The sequence below is a fragment of the Verruconatronum alginivorum genome, from assembly GCF_056590205.1.
The window spans coordinates 5,959,559-5,980,957 of record NZ_JBWPVQ010000001.1; the positions used below are offsets into that span (position 1 = coordinate 5,959,559).

The following is a 21,399-nucleotide window of genomic DNA, read 5'->3' on the forward strand; positions in this document are numbered from 1 at the left end:
GAGGCTCCGTCGACGAAGCAATCCACGAAACAGCGGCCCGCGCCCCCTTTCCCGGAACGTGGATTGCCGCGTCAGTCGTTCCTCCTTCCTCGCAATGACAGATGGTTGTCTGTTTTCCCCACCACGTTCAATCGCGCCCTGACCCACAACACAGGGCTATTTCATCTGGCCGATGAAACTTCCTGCGGTTGAGCGTCTGCCCTGTTGGTGTTCCGGCTTCAGCAGGTTTTTAGATCGAGGTGGGACCGCCTGAAGGCGGAACTCCAACAATTTCCCAGATAAAATCGCCGACACGGACGCACTTACCCCCGGCCTCCACTGCTTCCGGGAGGTTCACCGGAATCCGAACAGCAGTTGCAGGAGCAATTCGGTCCGGCTGCCGATCGTCGGTCGCCCCCGCTGGATGCGTAAAGTGTTGCGACAGGCATGCAGCGCCACCACTTCCGGATCGTGTTCGATCACCTCGACGCGCCCCCCGGCGGCCAGCAGCGGATCCCCCTCGGGGAGCGCCCGCCAGCGCTTCGGGAGACCGAATGATGTGAAGTCGATTTCCCAGCCGCCCAATCGTCCCGACGGCACGCTTCCAGTCACGAGGGAAGGATACCGACGGACGAAATCCGGCATCTTTTCCGAACGGACCCGAATCGTGAACGCCACCGGCAACCGGTCGATATACTCCTGGAAACCCGCGACGTTTCCGGCCCGGTATTCGTCGTAAAAATCGAGCGGGTCGATGCCGACCAGGTTCATGCCGTTGAAACGCCCATGGCGGTTGGCGGAACCGAATCGCCGCCACTCATACCAGGACTGAAAATCCTCGGTCAGCCAGAAGCCGATCTCGAAATGGACGTGCGCCCGCTCGCGCGGAATCGTATAGCCTCCCGCCGAACGCCCCATGATTCCGATGGTTTGCCCCATCCTCACTTCGGCCCCGGCTCGCACCGCCTCGTCGACACTCGCCAGATGAGCGTAGAGCGTGATCACCGGCGGAGTCACCTGCGGATGCTCGATCACCACATACCGCCCGTAGGAACTGTTGCCCGCCACCTGGTTAACGTGTCGAACGACCCCGGACATCACCGAAAACACCGGGTCGATCGCTTCCCCGCGGCGGTCGCGGGCAATCGGTTTCAAATCCAGGCCTTCATGGAATCGGGCCCCGTCATTACGGACGCAGCCAAACAAGGCGGATTCGACCCGACCCGAGACCGTCGGCTGCACATATTCTTCCAGGGGTTCCCCTTTCGAGTAAGCCGGATTCGGGGTCGGCCAAACGATTTGCAGCCGCGAACCACTTGCGGATCCGACTCCCACCAGCGCGATCCAAACCAGCCAAAACGCCGCGACCCTCACCATCTGGACGACCGTTGAGCCCGGCGCTGAATTTCCGCCGCGGTCTTCTGGATTCCTTCGGCGATTTCCGGAACATGCTCGTCGTCGACCTCGAGGAAAAAGCCGATCCGCCCATCCTCGATCGCTCCGGAGATGTAATGAGCTCCGACCGCAACCCCATTGATGGTCAATACCAGGCGACGGCCCTGGTTGCTGATCGTCGTCCGATACAAATCCCTGGAGGCGGCCGCCGTGAAAAGCAACACGATCGCCGGACCGTCCTGAGTTTCGACATGGGTCGCTCGAGCGACGTCCCATTCCCCGAACAACGGTTTGGCCCGCACCGTTATATGACTTCCGCTGATCGGCAGAATCATATCGACGATATGACTGGCGGGGAGATGCCGACTTTCTTCGAGGTAAAAGCGGCACAGATACGGCTCAAAATCCTTGTCCGCCGTCCGGCAGCCGCCGGCGAAGAGGATTCCAGCCAGAAACAGGGTCATGAGAACGATTCGTCGCATAGGGAATGACATTGAATAATCGAAAAAGACCAAATCCTTTTGAATCACAACTCAAAACCGCCGATCGGCCCCGCACATCCAAAAACCGCCAACTTCCGGGTTGCGTTTTCCCGACCTTGGCAAAAATTAAAAGGATGTCCTCTCTCTGTCCGTGTGGTTCAGGTCAAGAATACGCCGAGTGCTGCGAGCCTTTCATCAAAGGTCTCCGCTCGGCTCCCACCGCCGAGGCCCTGATGCGCTCGCGTTATTCGGCCTACGCCAAGGAGGAGATCGACTACTTGAAATCAACGCTGACCCCGGCCCAGCAAGCGGATTTTTCCGCCGAAGACACCCGGAAATGGGCGCGGGAATCCGAATGGAACGGACTCGAAATCCAAGCCACCGAGGGTGGCGGAGAAGGAGACGACCGGGGGTCGGTCCAGTTCGCGGCCCATTTCACCGCCAACGGCCAAAAACAAACCCATCTCGAAAAGGCTCTCTTCGAACGCTCCGGTGGCCGCTGGTTTTACTCCGGCATGGAGGAGCAAAAAGGCCAAACCGTCCGTCGCGACAAACCGAAGGTCGGTCGGAACGACCCTTGCCCCTGCGGCAGCGGAAAAAAAGCCAAAAAGTGTTGCGGCGTTTGATCGGCTTTCGAAACCGAGCCTCTTTGGAGTGATCGCGTCCTCGCGGAGCAGCCGCCGAAGACGGCTGGCCGGAAAATTCGATGTGCGGGCCAAATCGGAGGGGTTGGCTTCCAGCCGACCTGAGTCTGAGCGCGAAGCCGACGACGGACGGCAGGATGCCATCCCTCCCAGTGACGGGGAAGAATGCCGTCAGTCCCCGTAGTCGGGTTGGCTTCGCCGCCCGACAGCAGCGGCCAAAGACAGCGGGCCGAATATTCGATGTCACACGTCGCCGATGGGATCGATTGGCTCCCGCCTTCGGACACCAAACGGTGGGGCGGCAAAGCCAACCCCACTACGGCCCAAATCGGAGGGTTGGCTTCCAGCCGACCTTTCCCCTTGAAACCGAACGCCGCCGGCGGACGGCAGGATGCCATCCCTCCCAGTGACGGGGAAAAACGTCGCCAGTCCCCGTAGTCGGGTTGGCTCCGCCGCCCGACAGCAGCGGCCAAAGACAGCGGGCCGAATATTCGATGTCACACGTCGCCGATGGGATCGATTGGCTCCCGCGTTCGGACACCAAACGGTGGGGCGGCAAAGCCAACCCCACTACGGCCCAAATCGGAGGGTTGGCTTCCAGCCGACCTTTCCCCTTGAAACCGAACGCCGCCGGCGGACGGCAGGATGCCATCCCTCCCAGTGACGGGGAAAAACGTCGCCAGTCCCCGTAGTCGGGTTGGCTCCGCCGCCCGACAGCAGCGGCCAAAGACAGCGGGCCGAATATTCGATGTCACACGTCGCCGATGGGATCGATTGGCTCCCGCGTTCGGACACCAAACGGTGGGGCGGCAAAGCCAACCCCACTACGGGCCAAATCGGAGGGTTGGCTTCCAGCCGACCTTTCCCCTTGAAACCGAACGCCGCCGGCGGACGGCAGGATGCCATCCCTCCCAGTGAAAAACATGCCACCCCTTTCCGCTTACGGTCCAGCAAGACTGACTCAGTCCCCTTGAGCCCTTGCCATGGTTTTCCTTTTTGAGTAAGGTAGGAACCACTTGGGAATTCCGCGCATGGGATACCCGCCAGCCGACTTGGCGAACGAACCGACAACCAGTTGCATCAGAGTTTTATGGCCAAACGTTCCATACCAGCCGATTCCTTGCCAGAACGCGCGATCATCGAAGGGGTCACGCCCGAAATCGATGGCGGCATTTTTCCGGTCAAACGGGTGCTCGGAGAAGAGGTCCGCGTCGAAGCCGATATCTTCGCCGACGGACACGACCGCCTCTCGGCCGTCCTCCTCCACCGTGGGCCCGGCGAGAGCGATTGGACCGAGGTCCCGATGGTCCCTACCGTCAACGACCGCTGGACCGCCTCGTTCCCGGTCACCGAACTCGGCCTCTACTCCTACACTCTCGAAGCCTGGGTCGACCCGTTCAAATCATGGCAGGAGGATTTCAAGAAACGGGTCAACGCCGGACAGGATGTCACCGTCGACCTCCAAATCGGCACCCGCCTGATCCAGCAGGGGGCGGAACGGGCCGAACCCCAAATCGCCGATCTGCTGAAACGGACCGCCGCCGACCTTTCCGACGAAAGCCCCGACCGGTTGCCCGCGCGGGTCCGGATCGCCGTCGATCCCCAACTCGCCATCCTGATGTTCCGCGCCGCCGACCGCTCCCGGGCCACCCGCTATCCCCGCCAACTCAACGTCATGGTCGAACCGGTCCTCGCCCGCTACGGCGCCTGGTACGAAATGTTTCCCCGCTCCGCCGCCGCCGAACCGGGCCAACATGGCACCTTCAAGGATGTCGAACGACACCTCGAACGGGTCGCCAAAATGGGTTTCAACATCCTCTACCTTCCCCCGATCCACCCGATCGGCGACGCCTTCCGCAAAGGAAAAAACAACTCCACCGAGGCCGGGCCCGACGATCCCGGGAGTCCATGGGGCATCGGCTCCAAAGACGGCGGCCACAAGGCGATCCATCCGCAGCTCGGCACCTTGGAGGATTTCCATCATCTGGTCGAGGTCGCCCGGCGCGACCACGGCATCGAGATCGCCCTCGACATCGCCTTCCAATGTTCCCCCGACCACCCTTACGTCAAGGAACACCCGGAATGGTTCATCCAACGTCCCGACGGCACCATCCAATACGCCGAAAATCCGCCGAAAAAATACCAGGATATTTACCCGCTCAATTTCGACAGCACCGACCGCAAGGGCCTTTGGGAGGAATTGAAGTCGATTTTTGAATACTGGATAGAACAGGGAGTGACCGTCTTCCGGGTCGACAATCCGCACACCAAGGCCCTTCCGTTTTGGAAATGGGTGATCGAAGAGATCAAAACCAACCACCCGGAAGTCATCCTTCTTTCGGAGGCCTTCACCCGCCCGAAGGTCATGTATAATTTGGCCAAAGCCGGGTTCAGCCAATCCTACAACTACTTCCCATGGCGGAACACCAAGTGGGAGCTCACCCAGTTCATGACCGAGCTCACCCGACCGCCGCTGTCGGAGTATTTCCGTCCGAATCTTTGGCCGAACACCCCCGACATTTTGCCCCAATATCTTCAATACAGCGGCCGCCCCGGTTTCATCGTCCGCCTCGTCCTTGCCTCCACGCTCGGGGCGAGCTACGGCATCTACGGTCCGGCCTTCGAACTGTGCGACCATCTCCCGATGGCGACCGGCAAGGAGGAATACCTCAACTCCGAGAAATACGAGATCAAGCACTGGAACTACGACTCGCCGGACAACCTCACCGACATCATCACCCGGATCAACCGGATCCGCCGCGAGAATCCGGCCTTGCACGCCAACGAGAGACTCGTTTTCCACCCGACCGACAACGAGCAGATCATCGCCTACAGCAAACACTCCGAATCGGGCGAGAACATCCTGCTGATGGTGGTCAATCTCGACCCCCACCACACCCAGAGCGGTTGGGCCGAATTCGACTTATCGAAACATTGTATCGAAATGGCCGATACGTTCCAAGCCCACGAATTGATCACCGGGGCCCGTTATCTCTGGCATGGCCGCCGCAATTATGTTGAACTCGACCCGCGATTCGTTCCGGCCCAGGTGTTCCGCATCCGCCGCCGGGTCCGCACCGAACAGGATTTCGACTACTTCATGTGAGGTAGTCCCCACCCGTCGTATCTCTCAAATATCTCTTCTCGAATATGGCAAAAGCAAAATCAACAGGTCTTCCGGAAAAGGATCCGCTCTGGTATAAACAAGGCGTCATCTACCAAAGCCACGTCCGCGCGTTCGTCGACAGCAACGCCGACGGCATCGGCGATTTCCGGGGCCTCACCAGCAAACTCGGCTACCTCCAGGACCTCGGCATCACCGCCCTCTGGCTTCTGCCGTTCTACCCGTCCCCCCTCCGCGACGACGGATACGACATCTCCGATTATTACTCGATCCATCCCGATTACGGGACGCTGGCCGACTTCCGCCAGTTCATGAAAGAGGCCCACCGCCGGGGCCTGCGGGTGATCACCGAACTGGTCATCAACCACACCTCCGACCAACACCCGTGGTTCCAGAAATCGCGCCGGGCCAAGCCGGGGAGCAAGTGGCACAACTTTTACGTCTGGAACGACAACGACGACAAGTACGCCGAGACCCGGATCATTTTCAAGGATTTCGAGGCCTCCAACTGGAGCTGGGACCCGGTCGCCAACGCCTATTATTGGCACCGTTTCTACTCCCACCAACCCGACCTGAATTTCGAAAATCCGGAGGTCCACAAGGAGATCTTCAAGGTGCTCGATTTCTGGTTCGACATGGGCGTCGACGGCCTCCGACTCGACGCTGTCCCCTACCTCTACGAGGAAGAAGGGACCGATTGCGAAAACCTCCCCCAGACCCACGAGTTCCTGAAAAAACTCCGGGCCCACGTCGACCGGAATTACGAGGACAAGATGCTGATCGCCGAGGCCAACCAATGGCCCGAAGATGCCGTCGAATACTTCGGCTCCGGCAAAGGGGACGAATGCCACGTCGCCTTCCATTTCCCGGTGATGCCCCGCCTCTTCATGGGACTCCGGATGGAGGACCGGGTGCCGATCGTCGACATCATGGAACAAACCCCGGAGATCCCGGAGACCTCCCAATGGGCGTTGTTCCTGCGCAATCACGACGAGTTGACCCTCGAGATGGTGACCGACGAGGAACGCGACTACATGTACCGGATGTACGCGCACGATCCGAAAGCCCGGATCAACCTCGGCATCCGTCGCCGGCTGGCCCCGCTGATGGGCAACGACCGGCGCCGTATCGAACTTTTGAATGCGCTTCTCTTCTCCCTCCCGGGCACGCCTGTCCTCTACTACGGCGACGAGATCGGGATGGGCGACAACGTCTTCCTCGGGGACCGCAACGGCGTCCGCACCCCGATGCAATGGAGCTCCGACAAAAACGCCGGCTTCTCCCGGGCCAACCCGCAAGGGCTCTTCCTGCCGGTCGTGGTCGACCCGGAATACCATTTCGAATCGGTCAACGTCGAAGCCCACCAGAGCAATCCCCACTCCCTCCTCTGGTGGACCAAACGCCTCCTCGCCGCCCGCAAACGCTGGCGCGCGTTCGGCCAGGGAAGCATCCAGTTCATCGAACCGGAAAATCGGAAGGTCCTCGCCTACATCCGGGCCTTCGAGGACGAACGTCTGCTGGTGGTGGCGAATCTTTCCCGCTTCGTCCAACCGGTGGAACTCGATCTTTCCGAATTCGAACACCATGTGCCGGTCGAGATTTTCGGGCGCAACGCCTTCCCGCCGATCACCGAGGATCCTTACTTCCTCACCCTCGGGCCGCATTCATTCTACTGGTTTTCCCTCGAACCGATCGCCACTCCCGAGACCAGCGACCACCTCCAGTCGATCGCCGGGGGCGAGACGTTGATCACCGTCCGCGACCGCTGGGAAAACGTCCTGAAGGAACGCAAGGCCCGCACCGCGTTGGAAAACGTGTTGGAGAGCTACATTCAAAAGCGGCGCTGGTTCGGCAGCAAGAGCAAGGCGCTTAAAAGCGTCAGTATCGACGAAATCGTTACGATTCCGTCGAAGGGCGACACCACCTTCATCACGATTCTTAAAGTCGACTACGTCCAGGACGAGACCGAGACCTACCTGCTCCCGCTCTCGTTCCTTCCGGCCGACGAGAGCGCGTTGGACGACTTGCTCCATCTCGCGATCGCTCGGATCGAGGTCACCGGCAAAAACAAGAGCGGCATCCTTTACGACGCGGTCGGCAACGCCGACTTCTGCACCGCCCTCCTCGCCGGCATCACCCGGAAGCGGACTTTCTCCGGCGAGACCAGCGAGGTGATCAGCAACAACACCCCCGTCCTCCGCAAGCTCCGCCAGGAGGCCGATTCCCTCGAACCGGCCGTCAACACCGCGGAACAGAGCAACACCACCGTCCTCTTCGGCGACGCGCTGATTTTGAAACTTTTCCGGCGGTTGGACGAAGGGATCAATCCCGATCTTGAAGTCACTCGTTTCCTGACCGAGAAAAAGTTCCCGAACGTTCCTGCCCTCGCCGGTTCCCTGGAACTGAAACCGGCCAAGGGTCAGACCATGAGTCTCGGATTGATGGCGGAATTCGTGCCAAACAGCCGCGACGCCTGGGAATATTCCCTCGACTCGCTGACCCGTTACTTCGAGCGAATCCAGTCGCTGCTGGTCGAGATGCCGACCGCGCCGAAAAAGCCGAAGGGATTGATCGCCTCGATCAAAGAGGAGTTCCCCGAACAGGCGTTTCAACTCCTCGGGACCTTCTTGGAAAACGCCCGGCTGCTCGGTTGCCGCACCGGCGAGCTCCACCGGGCGCTGGCCTCGGACCCGGACAACAAGGACTTCGCGCCGGAACCGTTCACTCCGTTCTACCAACGGTCGCTCTTCCAATCGATGCGCAATCTCTGCCTCCGGGCGCTGCAAACACTGAAGCGTCAGGTGAAAAACCTCCCGCCCGATGTCGCCGAGGACGCCCAGAAGGTGCTCGGCCTCCAGGACGAATTGCTCCGGCGTTTCCGTCTGGTCGCCGATACTCCGATCCAGAGCGCGCGCATCCGGTGCCATGGCGATTACCATCTCGGACAGGTCCTCTACACCGGCAAGGATTTTGTCATCCTCGATTTCGAGGGAGAACCGGCCCGCTCGCTCAGTGAACGTCGCATCAAGCGTCCCCCCCTGCGCGACGTCGGCGGCATGCTCCGGTCGTTCCACTACGCCGCCCAGCTCGGACTGATGCGTCATATCGACCTCGGCAACACGCCCGAGCAACGAATCCTGCAACTCGAACCGTGGGCCCATTTCTGGCACGACTGGGTCTCCACCGCTTTTTTCAAAGCCTACGTCGACGAGGTCCGGGGAACCGGCCTGATCCCGGAAGACGAAAACGAACTTTCCATCCTGCTCCGGGCCTCCCTCCTTGAAAAGGTCCTCTACGAATTGACCTACGAACTGAACAACCGGCCGGCCTGGATCGGAGTTCCGATCCGCGGCATCCTGCAATTGCTCGAAGACGAATAAGATTATTCCCGCATGAATCAAGAAGAACACACGCAAGAATTTCCCTGCAATTACGAGCCGATCACCGATTCGGACATCCACTTCTTCAACGAAGGGACCCATTTCCGGCTCTACAACAAACTGGGAGCCCATTGCATGGTTCGCGACGGCCGGGCCGGCGTCCACTTCGCGGTCTGGGCGCCCAACGCCGAATCGGTGACCGTGATCGGCGACTTCAACGGATGGAACAAAACCAGCCATCCGCTGCATCCCCACGGCAGCTCCGGCATCTGGCAGGGGTTCATTCCCGGGGTCGAACATGGCGCGGTTTACAAATACTTCATTTCGTCACGGCATAACAAATACAGAGTCGACAAGACCGACCCGTTCGGTTTCCGCCAGGAACAGTCGCCCTCCACCGGTTCAGTGATCTGGAATCTGAACTACGACTGGCACGACGAGCATTGGATGGAAAACCGGGGCCGCGATAGCAACGCCCTGAACCGTCCGATCTCGATCTACGAGATGCACCTCGGCTCCTGGATGCGGGTCCCCGAAGAAGGCAACCGATCCCTCACCTACCGGGAGATCGCCCCGAAACTGGCCGACCACCTCACCCGCCTCAACTTCACCCACGTCGAATTCCTGCCGGTCATGGAACATCCGTTCTACGGTTCCTGGGGGTATCAAACAACCGGATACTTCGCCCCGACCAGCCGCTACGGGACGCCGCAGGATTTCATGTACCTGATCGACTACCTGCACCAGCGCGGAATCGGCGTCATCCTCGACTGGGTTCCCTCCCACTTTCCGAGCGACGAGCATGGTCTCGCCTACTTCGACGGCACCCATCTTTTCGAACACGAAGACTCCCGCCAAGGTTTCCACCCGGACTGGCAGAGCTATATTTTCAACTACGGCCGCCACGAGGTCCGCTCCTTCATCATCAGCAGCGCCCTCTTCTGGCTCGACAAATACCACATTGACGGCCTCCGGGTCGACGCCGTGGCATCGATGCTCTACCTCGACTATTCCCGCAAGGAGGGAGAGTGGATTCCCAACAAGTTCGGCGGACGGGAGAACCTGGAGGCCATCGATCTGCTCAAGCGTTTCAACGAGGAGGTTTACAAGAATTATCCCGACGTCCAAACCATCGCCGAAGAATCGACCGCCTGGCCGAGCGTTTCCCGTCCGACCTACCTCGGCGGCCTCGGTTTCGGCTGCAAATGGGACATGGGGTGGATGAACGACACTCTTTCCTACATCTCCGAGGACCCGATCCACCGGAAATACCATCACAACAAACTGACTTTCCGCACCGTTTACGCCTTTTCCGAAAACTTCGCCCTGCCGATTTCCCACGACGAGGTGGTCCACGGCAAAGGATCGCTCGTCGGGAAAATGCCGGGCGACGACTGGCAGAAGTTCGCCAACGCCCGGCTTCTGCTCGGCAACATGTATGCCAATCCCGGCAAGAAGTTGCTCTTCATGGGAAGCGAATTCGGCCAATGGCGGGAATGGAACCACGACTCCAGCCTCGACTGGCACTTGCTCGACCAACCGCTCCACCAAGGGCTGAATCGCTGGACTTCCGAACTGAATTATTTCTACCGGAGCACCCCGGCGATGCACGAGGCCGACTTCGACCCGGCCGGCTTCTCCTGGATCGACGGCGGCGACTCCGACCATAGCGCCTTCACCTGGCTCCGCATCTCACCGTCGAGCGGACAAACCGTTTTGGCGGTCTTCAACTTCACCCCGGTGGTCCACCACAACTACCGGGTCGGCGTTCCCCACGCCGGTTGGTGGCGCGAAGCCCTCAACAGCGACGCCCCCGAATACGGCGGCAGCGGCCAAGGCAACTTCGGCGGAGTCGAGTCGATCCCGTTCGCCTGGCATGGCCGCCCTCACACCATCAACATCACCCTCCCTCCCCTGGCCGTCGTCTTCTTCAAATACGAAGGCTCACGATAGCCAATAGACGACAGCAAGATCCCGTCCGAAATTGGTTTGCAGCGGCCGGACCGGCCCGGAAACACACCACACCGCTCTCAAGAGGGGATCTTTCTGTAAGTCAGTTCCCCTCTTATTCAACTTCACTGTTCATGCGGGATGGGGGGCGATCCGGTTTTCGCGCGAAGCGCTTTGGAGTGCGGTGCGTCCCCGCACCGCTTTCGAATGGCCAACGACAACCGCACGCCCGGCAGCCATTCGACCATCGAAGCTCTTCCGCACGCTCGAAAGCTCCGCGGGGACGCGGAGCACTCCAAAGAGGCTCCGCCTCGGAAACCAAGTTTCATTCTATGTTGTTCCCCGGGCGCAGCCCGGATTTTTGCTCTTGAGAGGGGGGACCATGCGCGAGCATGGTGGGGTGTGTCGTCTTCACTGCTGTTTCAGCCAAGCGAACGCCCGAAACCCTTTCCGGATAGGGTCTGGCTAATAGCCGATAGACGACAGCCCGATCGCACAACGGGCGCGGCGCCTTCATCCTGCTCGAAAGCGCCGCGCCCGCGGCCAACATCAACAACACACCAACTACTCAACAACTTTTCGCGCGGAACAACCGGGGAACCGCCATCCAACTGGTTCGTTCCCGGCCACTCCGTTTCGAAAGATCTTCCAGAATCTGCTTCGCCTTTTTCGTTTCCCGGTTCACTTCCCGCTTGAAATTTTCCTTCTCCAAACGGGCGAAGCTCGCCGGATTTCGTTCGCAATGGAAAAAATAATGCTCCCGCTTCCCCAGGCGCTCCGCCTTCCTGCGTTCGAAACGGGAGGGTCTCCGCAGGCCGATCACGCCCGCCCCTTTGTAGGCCCCCATCAGAAAACTGGCCACGGTCAAATAGACCACCAAATCGCGCCCCCAATGCAGGATCGCTTGCAAAAATAGGGGAAACAACAACATCAACCCCAACGTCAAAGCCACCCCTTTGAGTTTGACCCGAAACGCCAGACGCTCCATCTCCCGGATCTCATCCCGCACCCGGAACGGAATTTTCGCGTAGGCCTCTTCCAGGTGATCCGGGTGGCAGGTTTCCGCCGGAATCTCGAAATCCTCCATCAGCCCCCACCGGCGCACGATGGTCTCGTCCAACAGCCGGACGTAACCCATCATCTGGCATTCCGAGGTATTGGGAGAGATTCGGATCATCCGTTTCCGGGCATTGTAGGCGGTCACTTTCACCGGCACCGGAAACCGCTCCAACCAATGCTCCAGTTCCGCTTCCATCGCCCTCGCGACCAGGTTTCGGTCCCGGGGAACCTCCGCGTAAAAGAGATTGATCATCGCGATCGCGCATCTGGCGTCGGCGGGCTGATAACTGACCGAATAGCCGTCGCGATGCTCTTCGAGCGATTCGCGGAACACATGCTGGCTGGGATCTTTGGGCTGCATGCCATCATCTCCCACCCGGCGCTCCCATCTGTCAACGCCCCGCAAGCTCGGCGAAGTGGTTTGACGAACGTTTAACAGTTTTTCGACGGCCTTTTAAAAAACCATTCTTCAACGGGGGCCGAATCCGGAAAAAGAAGAGCCCGTCGGCCTACCCCTAAACCGACGGGCTGATCTTCTATTTTCTAACCCAAATAGCCGGACCCGTAACGACTCCCCTCCGACCGGAGTCTTTGAGAGACTTGCGCCTCCCGTCGTTACGATGACACTTTTATAGATACCGGTTTTCGCCGAATGTTCAACTAATCGGCCCTTTTTTTTCTTTTTTTCCCGAGGCGACTTCTGGCCTATTATTGGAGGCCCCGCATTCATGCCTGTTTTTTTCACAGACGGGAATGTCCGTGCCACAGTGGGCGTGAAACAGGCATTGTACGCCATCTCCGCTTCGCTCCGTCCTGCCTGTTTTTTTTCACAGACAGAAATGTCCGTGCCACGGTGGTAGACTCAGAGACCCGGGACTCCAACAACTTCAGAGCCCAACCGGCGGCTTGACACGCTTTAATCAGCCCCTACTCTTGGTCAAATCGATGGTCACGCTTTTTACCAACCTGCTAGGAGCGCTCCTCCTAACCGCCCTCGCCTAACGGCAGCAGCGCGGTCTTGCAGGTCGTTGACCTTTCCCGTTACGGGATTTCGAAAAGTTTCTGCATGACTCGCGCTGGAAAAAGCATTCATATTTCCACGAGTCGACATGCAAAAATCACCAATCACCAAATACCGGCCCTTCCCACAGGTCGATCTGCCCGATCGCCAATGGCCCTCCAAAACGATCGTCTCCGCGCCCGAGTGGTGCAGCGTCGATTTGCGTGACGGCAACCAGGCGCTCGCCATTCCGATGAGCGTCGACCAAAAACTGGAGTTTTTCGAGGTCCTCGTCGGCATCGGCTTCAAACAGATCGAGGTCGGCTTTCCTTCCGCCTCCCAGGTGGAGTTCGATTTCTGCCGCCGCCTCATCGAGGAAAACCGGATCCCCGACGACGTCGCGATCCAGATCCTCTGCCAATGCCGGGAGGACTTGATCCTCCGCTCCCTCGAGGCCTTGCGCGGGGCCCGCAACATCATCTTCCATCTCTACAACTCCACCTCGCCGGTCCAACGCCAGACCGTCTTCGGGTTGGAGAAAAAAGAGATCGTCGGCATCGCCACCCGCGCCGTCGCATTGCTCAAACAAAAAGCGGCCGAAATGCTCCCGCCGGAGACCCGCCTCCGCCTGGAGTATTCCCCGGAAAGCTTCAGCAGCACCGAACTCGATTTTTCGTTGGAAATCTGCGAGGCGGTGACCGATGTCTGGCAGCCGGACAACGACAACAAGATCATCCTCAATCTCCCGGCCACCGTCGAATACGCCACGCCCAACGTGCACGCCGACCAAATCGAATGGATGTGCCGGCGCCTCACCCGCCGCGCCCAGACCGTCGTCTCGGTCCACACCCACAACGACCGGGGAACAGGGATCGCCGCCACCGAACTCGCCTTGCTCGCCGGCGCCGACCGGGTCGAGGGAACATTGTTCGGCAACGGCGAACGAACCGGGAATCTCGATATCGTCACCGTCGCCTTGAACATGTACACCCAGGGGATCGATCCGGGGCTCGATTTCAGCGACATCAACGGAATCCGCGAGGTTTACGAACGGACCACCCATATGGAGGTCCCGCCGCGCCAACCTTACGCCGGCGACCTCGTGTTCACCGCCTTCAGCGGCTCCCACCAGGACGCGATTAAAAAATCGTGGGCGGTGCAAAAGCCCGGCGCCCCGTGGGAAGTCCTCTACATCCCGATCGACCCTCAGGATATCGGGCGCAACTACCGGGCCCTCATCCGGATCAACAGCCAATCCGGCAAAGGGGGCGTCGCCTACATCATGGAAAAGGAATATGGATTCCAGTTGCCGAAAGGGCTGCAAAAGGAGTTCGGCAGAGTCATCAACAATTTCTGCGACCGCACCGGACGGGAAATCGAAATGCCCGAGGTCTACGAAATATTCGAACGCGAATACATCCGGCGGACCGATCTTCTCCACGTCCACGACTACACCGCCCGCCACAATGGGGAGGAAGAAGGGGAAAAAGTGGTCGATTGCATTGCGACCGTCAGCATCGGCGGCTCCCGCAAAAAAATAACCGGCCAAGGCAACGGACCGATCGCCGCCTTCGTCGAGGCCCTGTCGCGCGAGGAACTCCCCCGCTTCGAGATCCTCTCCTATTCCGAGCATTCGCTCGGCCGCGGGGCCGATTCCCGCGCCGTCTCCTACATCGAAATCAAAACCGCCGAAGGACGAACCGCCTACGGCGCAGGCATCGACACCAACATCGAGCTCGCCTCGATCAAAGCCGTCGCCAGCGCCCTGAACCGCACACGGTGAGAACGATAGACGATAAACGATAGACGATAGGTAAACGAAATCGTCTCCCGCAATCAGCCAATCACAAATCAACTCAGCTATCGCCCATCGTCTATCGCCTATCGTCTATCAGCTATCGTCTATCAGCTATCGTCTATCAGCTATCGTCTATCAGCTATCGTCTATCGTCTACTGACTACGCATGAAGATCATTCTCATCGGGGCCGGCGAGGTCGGACAACATCTCTCCGCGACTCTTAGCGAATCGAACCACGACGTCACCGTCATCGAACAGGATCCGGCGCTCGCCGCCCGGCTCGACGAGGAACTCGACGTCCGTGTCATCTGCGGCAACGGAAGCTACGCCGGGACCCTCGTCAAGGCCGGGGTGAAGGATTGCGATTACTTCCTCGCGATGACCAGCGACGACCGGACCAACCTCATCTCTTCCTCGCTGGCCAAGGTATTAGGCAAAGGCACCACCACCATCACCCGGATCCACGACCAGACCTACAACGACAGTTCGATCATCAATTACCAGGCCCACTTCGGCATCGACCACCTGTTGAATCCGGAAGCCCTCTCCGCCGTGGAACTCGCTAAAGCGATCCGCAACCCCGGCCGGGTGGCGGTGGAAAACCTCGCCCGCGGCCAAATCGAGGTGCAACAGATCAAAGTTCATCCGAAATCGAAGGTTATCGGCAAAACCCTCGCCGACCTCCGCCTCGACAGCCGCATCCGCGTCGGCTACGTCCAAAGCGGAGACGAACAGGAGGTCGGCCACGCCAGCACCGTCCTGAAAGCCGGAGACATGGTCACCTTGTTCGGTTTGCCCCAGATCCTCTTCGACCAACGGGTCCATTTCAACCCCGAGGCGGACATCGACACCATCCGGGTCGTCCTCTACGGAGGCGGCGAAACCTCGATCGCCTTGATCCGCTTGCTGAGTCATCCCCGGTTCAAGGTCCGGGTCCTCGAAAAGGATCCGGAACAATGCCGCATCCTCGCCGAAGCCTTTCCCCGCGTCACCGTCATCCACGGCGACGCCACCTCGCTCCGCTTGATGGAAGAAGAACAAATCGGCGCGGCCGACTTCTTCGTCGCTTGCACCAAGGACGATGAAGCCAATGTCATGACCTGCCTGCAAGCCTCCAAACTCGGCGCCAAACACTCCCTGCTGCTGATCAACCGTCCCGACTACCTCGATGTCCTCAAGCGGCTGAAAGAAACGCTTGGACTCGAAATGGTGGTCTCTCCGCGGCTCGCCACCGCCAACGAGGTGATGCGCTACACCAGCCGAGCCCCCTACGTCGAATTGGCCCGGTTGCCCAATCGCGGTGGGCACATGATCGAAGTCAAAGTGAAACCAGGGTCCCTCGCCGACGGTAAAATGCTCAAGGAGATCAAATGGCCGACCCATTGCGTGGTGGTCGCCCTCCTCCACAAATCCAACGCCACCGTCCCCGGCGCCAACGACCTGATCAACGGCCGCGACCGCCTGGTAGTGATCATCAAACAGGACCAAATCCCCGACCTGATGAAGCTCCTCCAATGAACCCCACGGTATCCCCCCCAAAAAGCAAAGTGGCTAAGGCGTCCCGCCTCAGGGCCGAACCCCCGCTCTTCCCGATCCTCAGCATAGTGGCTGAGGCGTCCCGCCTCAGTGCCGAGCTCACGCTCTTCCAGATCCTCAGCAATGTAGCTGAGGCGTCCCGCCTCAGGGCCAAACCTACGCTTCTGGCTTTCCAGCACACGGAGGCGGGACGCCTCCGCCACTACGGCCTCACCGTTTGGGCAGGTTCCGTTCCGCGAACGCCAACGGCGTTCCGTCCTCCAGCCCAGGGTTGCGCGGCACGCGCTACCCTGGGAAATTGTCCCCGGACAATTCAACCCCGAAGGCGGTTGCGCCCGGAAGACGAACGAACGCCCCCGAGCGGACGGAACCGCGTTGCGGTTCATGAGAATGCTCACCTGGATCCCAGGGTAGGCCTCGTTGCACTCGGCCAACCCTGGGCTGGAGGGCGAAAGCCCGTTGGGCTAAAGAAACCGTCAATTCCCCCCATTGGCCAATTGTGGCTGAGGCGTCCCGCCCCAGGGCCGAGCCTACGCTCTTCCCGATCCTCAACATAGTGGCTGAGGCGTCCCGCCTCAGGGCCGAGCCCACGCTCTTCCCGATCCTCAGCAATGTAGGTGAGGCGTCCCGCCTCAGGGCCGAGCCCCCGCTTTTCCCGATCCTCCGCAATGTGGCTGAGGCCTCCCGCCTCAGCCCCGAGCCCACGCTTCTGCCTTTCCGGCACACGGAGGCGGGACGCCTCCGCCACTACGGCCTCACCGTTTGGGCAGGTTCCGTTCCGCGAACGCCAACGGCGTTCCGTCCTCCAGCCCAGGGTTGCGCGGCACGCGCTACCCTGGGAATTCGTCCCCGGACAATTCAACCCCGAAGGCGGTTGCGCCCGGAAGACGACCGAACGCCCCCGAGCGGACGGAACCGCGTTGCGGTTCATGAGAATGCTCACACGGATCCCAGGGTAGGCCTCGTTGCACTCGGCCAACCCTGGGCTGGAGGGCGAAAGCCCGTTGGGCTAAAGAAAACCGTCAATTCCCCCCATTGGCCAACTATGGCTGAGGCGTCCCGCCCCAGGGCCGAACCCCCACTCTTCCCGATCCCCAGCAAAGTGGCTGAGGCGTCCCGCCTCAGTGCCGAGCTCACGCTCTTCCAGATCCTCAGCAATGTAGCTGAGGCGTCCCGCCTCAGTGCCGAGCTCACGCTCTTCCAGATCCTCAGCAATGTAGCTGAGGCGTCCCGCCTCAGTGCCGAACCTACGCTTCTGCCTTTCCAGCACACGGAGACGGGACGCCTCTGCCACTATGGCCTCACCGTTTGGGCAGGTTCCGTTCCGCGAACGCCAACGGCGTTCCGTCCTCCAGCCCAGGGTTGCGCGGCACGCGCTACCCTGGGAAATTGTCCCCCGACAATTCAACCCCGAAGGCGGTTGCGCCCGGAAGACTACCGAACGCCCCCGAGCGGACGGAACCGCGTTGCGGTTCATGAGAATGCTCACACGGATCCCAGGGTAGGCCTCGTTACACTCGGCCAACCCTGGGCTGGAGGGCGAAAGCCCGTTGGGCTAAAGAAACCGTCAATTCCCCCCATTGGCCAATTGTGGCTGAGGCGTCCCGCCCCAGGGCCGAACCCCCGCTCTTCCCGATCCTCCGCAATGTAGCTGAGGCGTCCCGCCTCAGTGCCGAGCTCACGCTCTTCCAGATCTTCAGCAATGTAGCTGAGGCGTCCCGCCTCAGGGCCAAACCTACGCTTCTGGCTTTCCAGCACACGGAGGCGGGACGCCTCCGCCACTACGGCCTCACCGTTTGGGCAGGTTCCGTTCCGCGAACGCCAACGGCGTTCCGTCCTCCAGCCCAGGGTTGCGCGGCACGCGCTACCCTGGGGATCCGCCCCCGGACGATTCAACCCCGAAGGCGGTTGCGCCCGGAAGACGACCGAACGCCCCCGAGCGGACGGAACCGCGTTGCGGTTCATGAGAATGCTCACACGGATCCCAGGGTAGGCCTCGTTGCACTCGGCCAACCCTGGGCTGGAGGGCGAAAGCCCGTTGGGCTAAAGAAACCGTCAATTCCCCCCATTGGCCAATTGTGGCTGAGGCGTCCCGCCCCAGGGCCGAGCCTACGCTCTTCCCGATCCTCAACATAGTGGCTGAGGCGTCCCGCCTCAGGGCCAAACCTACGCTCCTGCCTCTCCAGCACACGGAGGCGGGACGCCTCCGCCACTTTCACGCTCATTTCTTCGCCGCATGAACTATAAACTGATTTACCGTCTGCTCAGTTTCATGATGGCGGCGATGGCTCTCGCCTTCCTCCTCTGCCTTGCCGTCGCTTTCATCTATCGGGAAGATGTCACCGAACCCGGAGCGATCTTCGCCTTCACCGTCAGCACCGCCGTCGCCGCGACCCTCAGTGTCGTCTTTTACGCGCTCGGCCGCCAAGGCGACAGCCGTTTCTTCCGCAAAGAGGCCCTATGCGTCATCGGCGTCGGATGGTTGCTCGCCTCGCTGGTCGGATCGATTCCCTACCTCCTGCTGCTCGAAAACCACACGGTCGCCGACGCCATTTTCGAATCGACCTCCGGCATCACCACCACCGGGGCTTCGGTGTTGACCAACCTCGAAGATCTGCCGCGCAGCCTCATCTTCTGGCGCGCCCTCAGCCAATGGATCGGAGGCATGGGGGTGGTGGTCTTCTTCGTCGCCATCCTCGGGTTTCTCGGCGCCGGCGGAAAAATCCTCTTCTCCAACGAATCGACCGGTCGATCCGCCGACATGGAACAAAGCCGCGTCCAAAAGGGGGTCCTCCAACTCTTCTACATCTATTCCGGACTCTCGACCGCCTGCCTGATCACGCTGCGGATCTGCGGCATGTCCTGGTACGACGCCATCTGCCACACCTTCACCACCGTCGCCACCGGCGGTTTTTCCACCCGCAGCGAAAGCATCGCCGCCTTCAACAGTCCCGCCATCGAATGGTCAATGATCGTCTTCATGGTCCTCGGGGCGACCAACTTTTTCTTCATCCTCCTGCTGTTGAACAAAAATTGGGCCCAGGCGAAAAAAGTGACCGAGGTCGTCGCCTACTTCGGAATTCTCGTGGTCGCCAGCACCTTGATTTTCGCCTTCCTCCATGCGGAAGGCCTGACGGACAACATCCATCACTCGATCCGCGCCGCCGCCTTTCAAGTGGTCTCCATCGCCACCACCTCCGGATTCGCCACCGAAGATTTCGACAACTGGCCGTTGTTCGGCCGAATGGCCCTGTTGAGTCTGATGATTGTCGGCGGCTGTTCCTCCTCGACCGCCGGGGGGCTGAAAGTGATTCGGCTGGTGGTCTGCGTCCGGGTCGCGGTCCAAAGCGTCGAGCGGGCTTTCCGCACTCATGTCGTGCGACCGGTGATCATCAACGGCAAGCCGCTCGATTCCGAAGCCCAGGACAGCATCCTGGTTTATTTCGTGATGCTGGGACTCATTCTGCTGGTCAGTTTTCCGATCCTGGCTCTGTTCGAAACCGGACATACCCTGGAAGGCGCTGTTTCGGCGGTGGTCTCCACCTTTTTCAACATCGGCCCCGGCTTCGCGGAGTTCGGTCCGACCGAAAGTTACGGAACCCTAACCTCCCCGACCAAGCTTTATTTAAGCCTCCTGATGATCATGGGCCGCCTCGAACTCTTCGCCATCCTCGTCCTCCTCGCCCCTTCCCTCTGGAAGAAATTTTCCTAACCTCCGCAATTGGGTAGCCGCGAAAAAGCACAGAATACACAAATAGCAGGGGATAGCTCATGAGAGGCCGATTATAAATAAACCCCGTCCGAAAAGGGTTGGCATTCGCGGGATTGGCTCTGCTACACACCCCACCGCTCTGGCGAGCGGTCCCCCCCTCTCAAGAGGGGAACTTTGTGTGCGCTGATCCCCTCTTGAGAGGGGGGGACCATGCGCGAGCATGGTGGGGTGTGTTGTCTCCCCGGGTTACAGCCAGGGAACGACCCAATTACCGTTTCGGGCACCCTCCAAATACTGCTTTTTCCAAGAATTAACTCTCTCCTTTTGAGTATCTTGCGCTTTTTCTCGGCTATTCACTGATTTTTAGGTTGAAGATTGAACATTGAACTTTGAACTCCCCCCCATAATCATCAGCCGATGAATCTCAATCTGGTAGTCTTGGCCGCGGGCATGGGGAGCCGCTACGGCGGTTTGAAGCAAATGGATCCGATTGGACCGAACGGCGAAACGGTCCTCGACTACTCCGTCTACGACGCCTGGCGGGCCGGATTCAGCAAAGTCACCTTCGTCATCCGCCAGGAGTTCGCGGAAAAATTCGACGAAGCGATCGGGCGCCCCCTCCAGGGGAAAATCGAGGTCGCCTACGCCCACCAGCGCCTCGACGACCTCCCCGGCGGCCGCCGCCCCCCCGAAGGCCGGACCAAGCCATGGGGGACCGCCCACGCCATTTGGGCCGCCCGCCATCGCATCGCCGAACCGTTCTGCGTGATCAACGCCGACGACTTTTACGGCGCCGGCGCCTTCCGCACCCTTAAGGAATTCTTCGCCAACCACGACGCCTCCACCGACCCGCTTCCGTGCTCGTTGGTCGCCTACCGCCTCCGCAACACCCTGTCCGAACACGGCGGCGTTTCCCGCGGCGTCCTGCAAGTCACGGACGACGGCTTCCTCTCCGGCGTCACCGAATGCACCGACATCCGCAACGAAAACGGCAACCCGGTCTCCTGGTCCGGCGACGAAAAACGGCCCCTCGACCCCGACACCCTGGTTTCGATGAACTTCTGGGGATTCCAACCGGCGATCCTCGACCATTTCGAACACCGCATCGCCCAATTCCTCGACCGTTCCGGCGGTCAGGAGAAAAGCGAAGTCTACGTCGCCGACCCGGTGGAAAGCTCGATCGCCGAAAAGAAGGCGACTTTCCAGGTCCTCCCCAACGAAGAAACCTGGTTCGGCGTCACCTACAAAGAAGACAAAGACCTCGCGGTCTCCGCCATCAACACCCTCATCGCCAACGGCCGCTACCCCGAAAAACTCTGGACCTGAGAGCGCCCTCCAG

General features: G+C 60.2%; 12 protein-coding genes. 8 read left to right on the forward strand and 4 right to left on the reverse strand.

Annotated features, from left to right (window positions below):
* Positions 1-333 precede the first annotated feature (333 nt).
* The gene (locus ACWUI2_RS21960) at positions 334-1,356 is read right to left on the reverse strand and encodes a murein hydrolase activator EnvC family protein (protein WP_486984990.1); all 1,023 of its coding nucleotides are present in this window, start codon (positions 1,354-1,356) and stop codon (positions 334-336) included.
* On the reverse strand, positions 1,350-1,856 hold the full coding sequence (locus tag ACWUI2_RS21965) for a hypothetical protein (protein ID WP_486984991.1): 507 nt from the start codon (positions 1,854-1,856) through the stop codon (positions 1,350-1,352). Before ACWUI2_RS21965 ends, ACWUI2_RS21960 begins: the two co-directional genes overlap by 7 nt.
* A 134-nt stretch (positions 1,857-1,990) precedes the next feature.
* Here ACWUI2_RS21965 and ACWUI2_RS21970 point away from each other — a divergent pair, with 134 nt between their 5' ends.
* From ACWUI2_RS21970 to glgB, 4 genes are all read left to right on the forward strand, one after another.
* Complete coding sequence (locus ACWUI2_RS21970) at positions 1,991-2,482, forward strand: YchJ family protein (RefSeq protein ID WP_486984992.1); 492 nt, start codon at positions 1,991-1,993, stop codon at positions 2,480-2,482.
* Between the two features lie 1,138 nt (positions 2,483-3,620).
* Positions 3,621-5,606 (forward strand): alpha-1,4-glucan--maltose-1-phosphate maltosyltransferase, encoded by a 1,986-nt coding sequence (locus ACWUI2_RS21975; RefSeq protein WP_486984993.1) that lies wholly within the window; start codon positions 3,621-3,623, stop codon positions 5,604-5,606.
* Between the two features lie 44 nt (positions 5,607-5,650).
* The gene (treS, locus tag ACWUI2_RS21980) at positions 5,651-9,004 is read left to right on the forward strand and encodes a maltose alpha-D-glucosyltransferase (RefSeq protein ID WP_486984994.1); all 3,354 of its coding nucleotides are present in this window, start codon (positions 5,651-5,653) and stop codon (positions 9,002-9,004) included.
* Between the two features lie 12 nt (positions 9,005-9,016).
* Complete coding sequence (gene glgB, locus ACWUI2_RS21985) at positions 9,017-10,957, forward strand: 1,4-alpha-glucan branching protein GlgB (protein ID WP_486984995.1); 1,941 nt, start codon at positions 9,017-9,019, stop codon at positions 10,955-10,957.
* A 565-nt stretch (positions 10,958-11,522) separates the two neighbouring features.
* Here glgB and ACWUI2_RS21990 read toward each other — a convergent pair.
* Positions 11,523-12,374, reverse strand: a complete 852-nt coding sequence (locus ACWUI2_RS21990; protein ID WP_486984996.1) for a hypothetical protein — start codon at positions 12,372-12,374, stop codon at positions 11,523-11,525.
* A gap of 748 nt (positions 12,375-13,122) precedes the next feature.
* On the opposite strand from ACWUI2_RS21990, the gene leuA reads away from it, so the two are divergent.
* A complete protein-coding gene (gene leuA, locus ACWUI2_RS21995; protein ID WP_486984997.1) occupies positions 13,123-14,796 on the forward strand; it encodes a 2-isopropylmalate synthase in 1,674 nt (557 codons plus the stop codon).
* A gap of 181 nt (positions 14,797-14,977) precedes the next feature.
* On the forward strand, positions 14,978-16,330 hold the full coding sequence (trkA, locus tag ACWUI2_RS22000) for a Trk system potassium transporter TrkA (RefSeq protein ID WP_486984998.1): 1,353 nt from the start codon (positions 14,978-14,980) through the stop codon (positions 16,328-16,330).
* Between the two features lie 1,027 nt (positions 16,331-17,357).
* On the opposite strand, the gene ACWUI2_RS22005 is transcribed toward trkA, so the two are convergent.
* On the reverse strand, positions 17,358-17,642 hold the full coding sequence (locus tag ACWUI2_RS22005) for a hypothetical protein (protein WP_486984999.1): 285 nt from the start codon (positions 17,640-17,642) through the stop codon (positions 17,358-17,360).
* Positions 17,643-18,584: 942 nt separating this feature from the next.
* Between ACWUI2_RS22005 and ACWUI2_RS22010 the strand changes: the two genes are divergently transcribed.
* Positions 18,585-20,060: a TrkH family potassium uptake protein gene (locus ACWUI2_RS22010; RefSeq protein WP_486985000.1), complete on the forward strand. Its 1,476-nt coding sequence runs from the start codon at positions 18,585-18,587 to the stop codon at positions 20,058-20,060.
* Positions 20,061-20,477: 417 nt separating this feature from the next.
* On the forward strand, positions 20,478-21,386 hold the full coding sequence (locus tag ACWUI2_RS22015) for a nucleotidyltransferase family protein (RefSeq protein WP_486985001.1): 909 nt from the start codon (positions 20,478-20,480) through the stop codon (positions 21,384-21,386).
* Positions 21,387-21,399 lie beyond the last annotated feature (13 nt).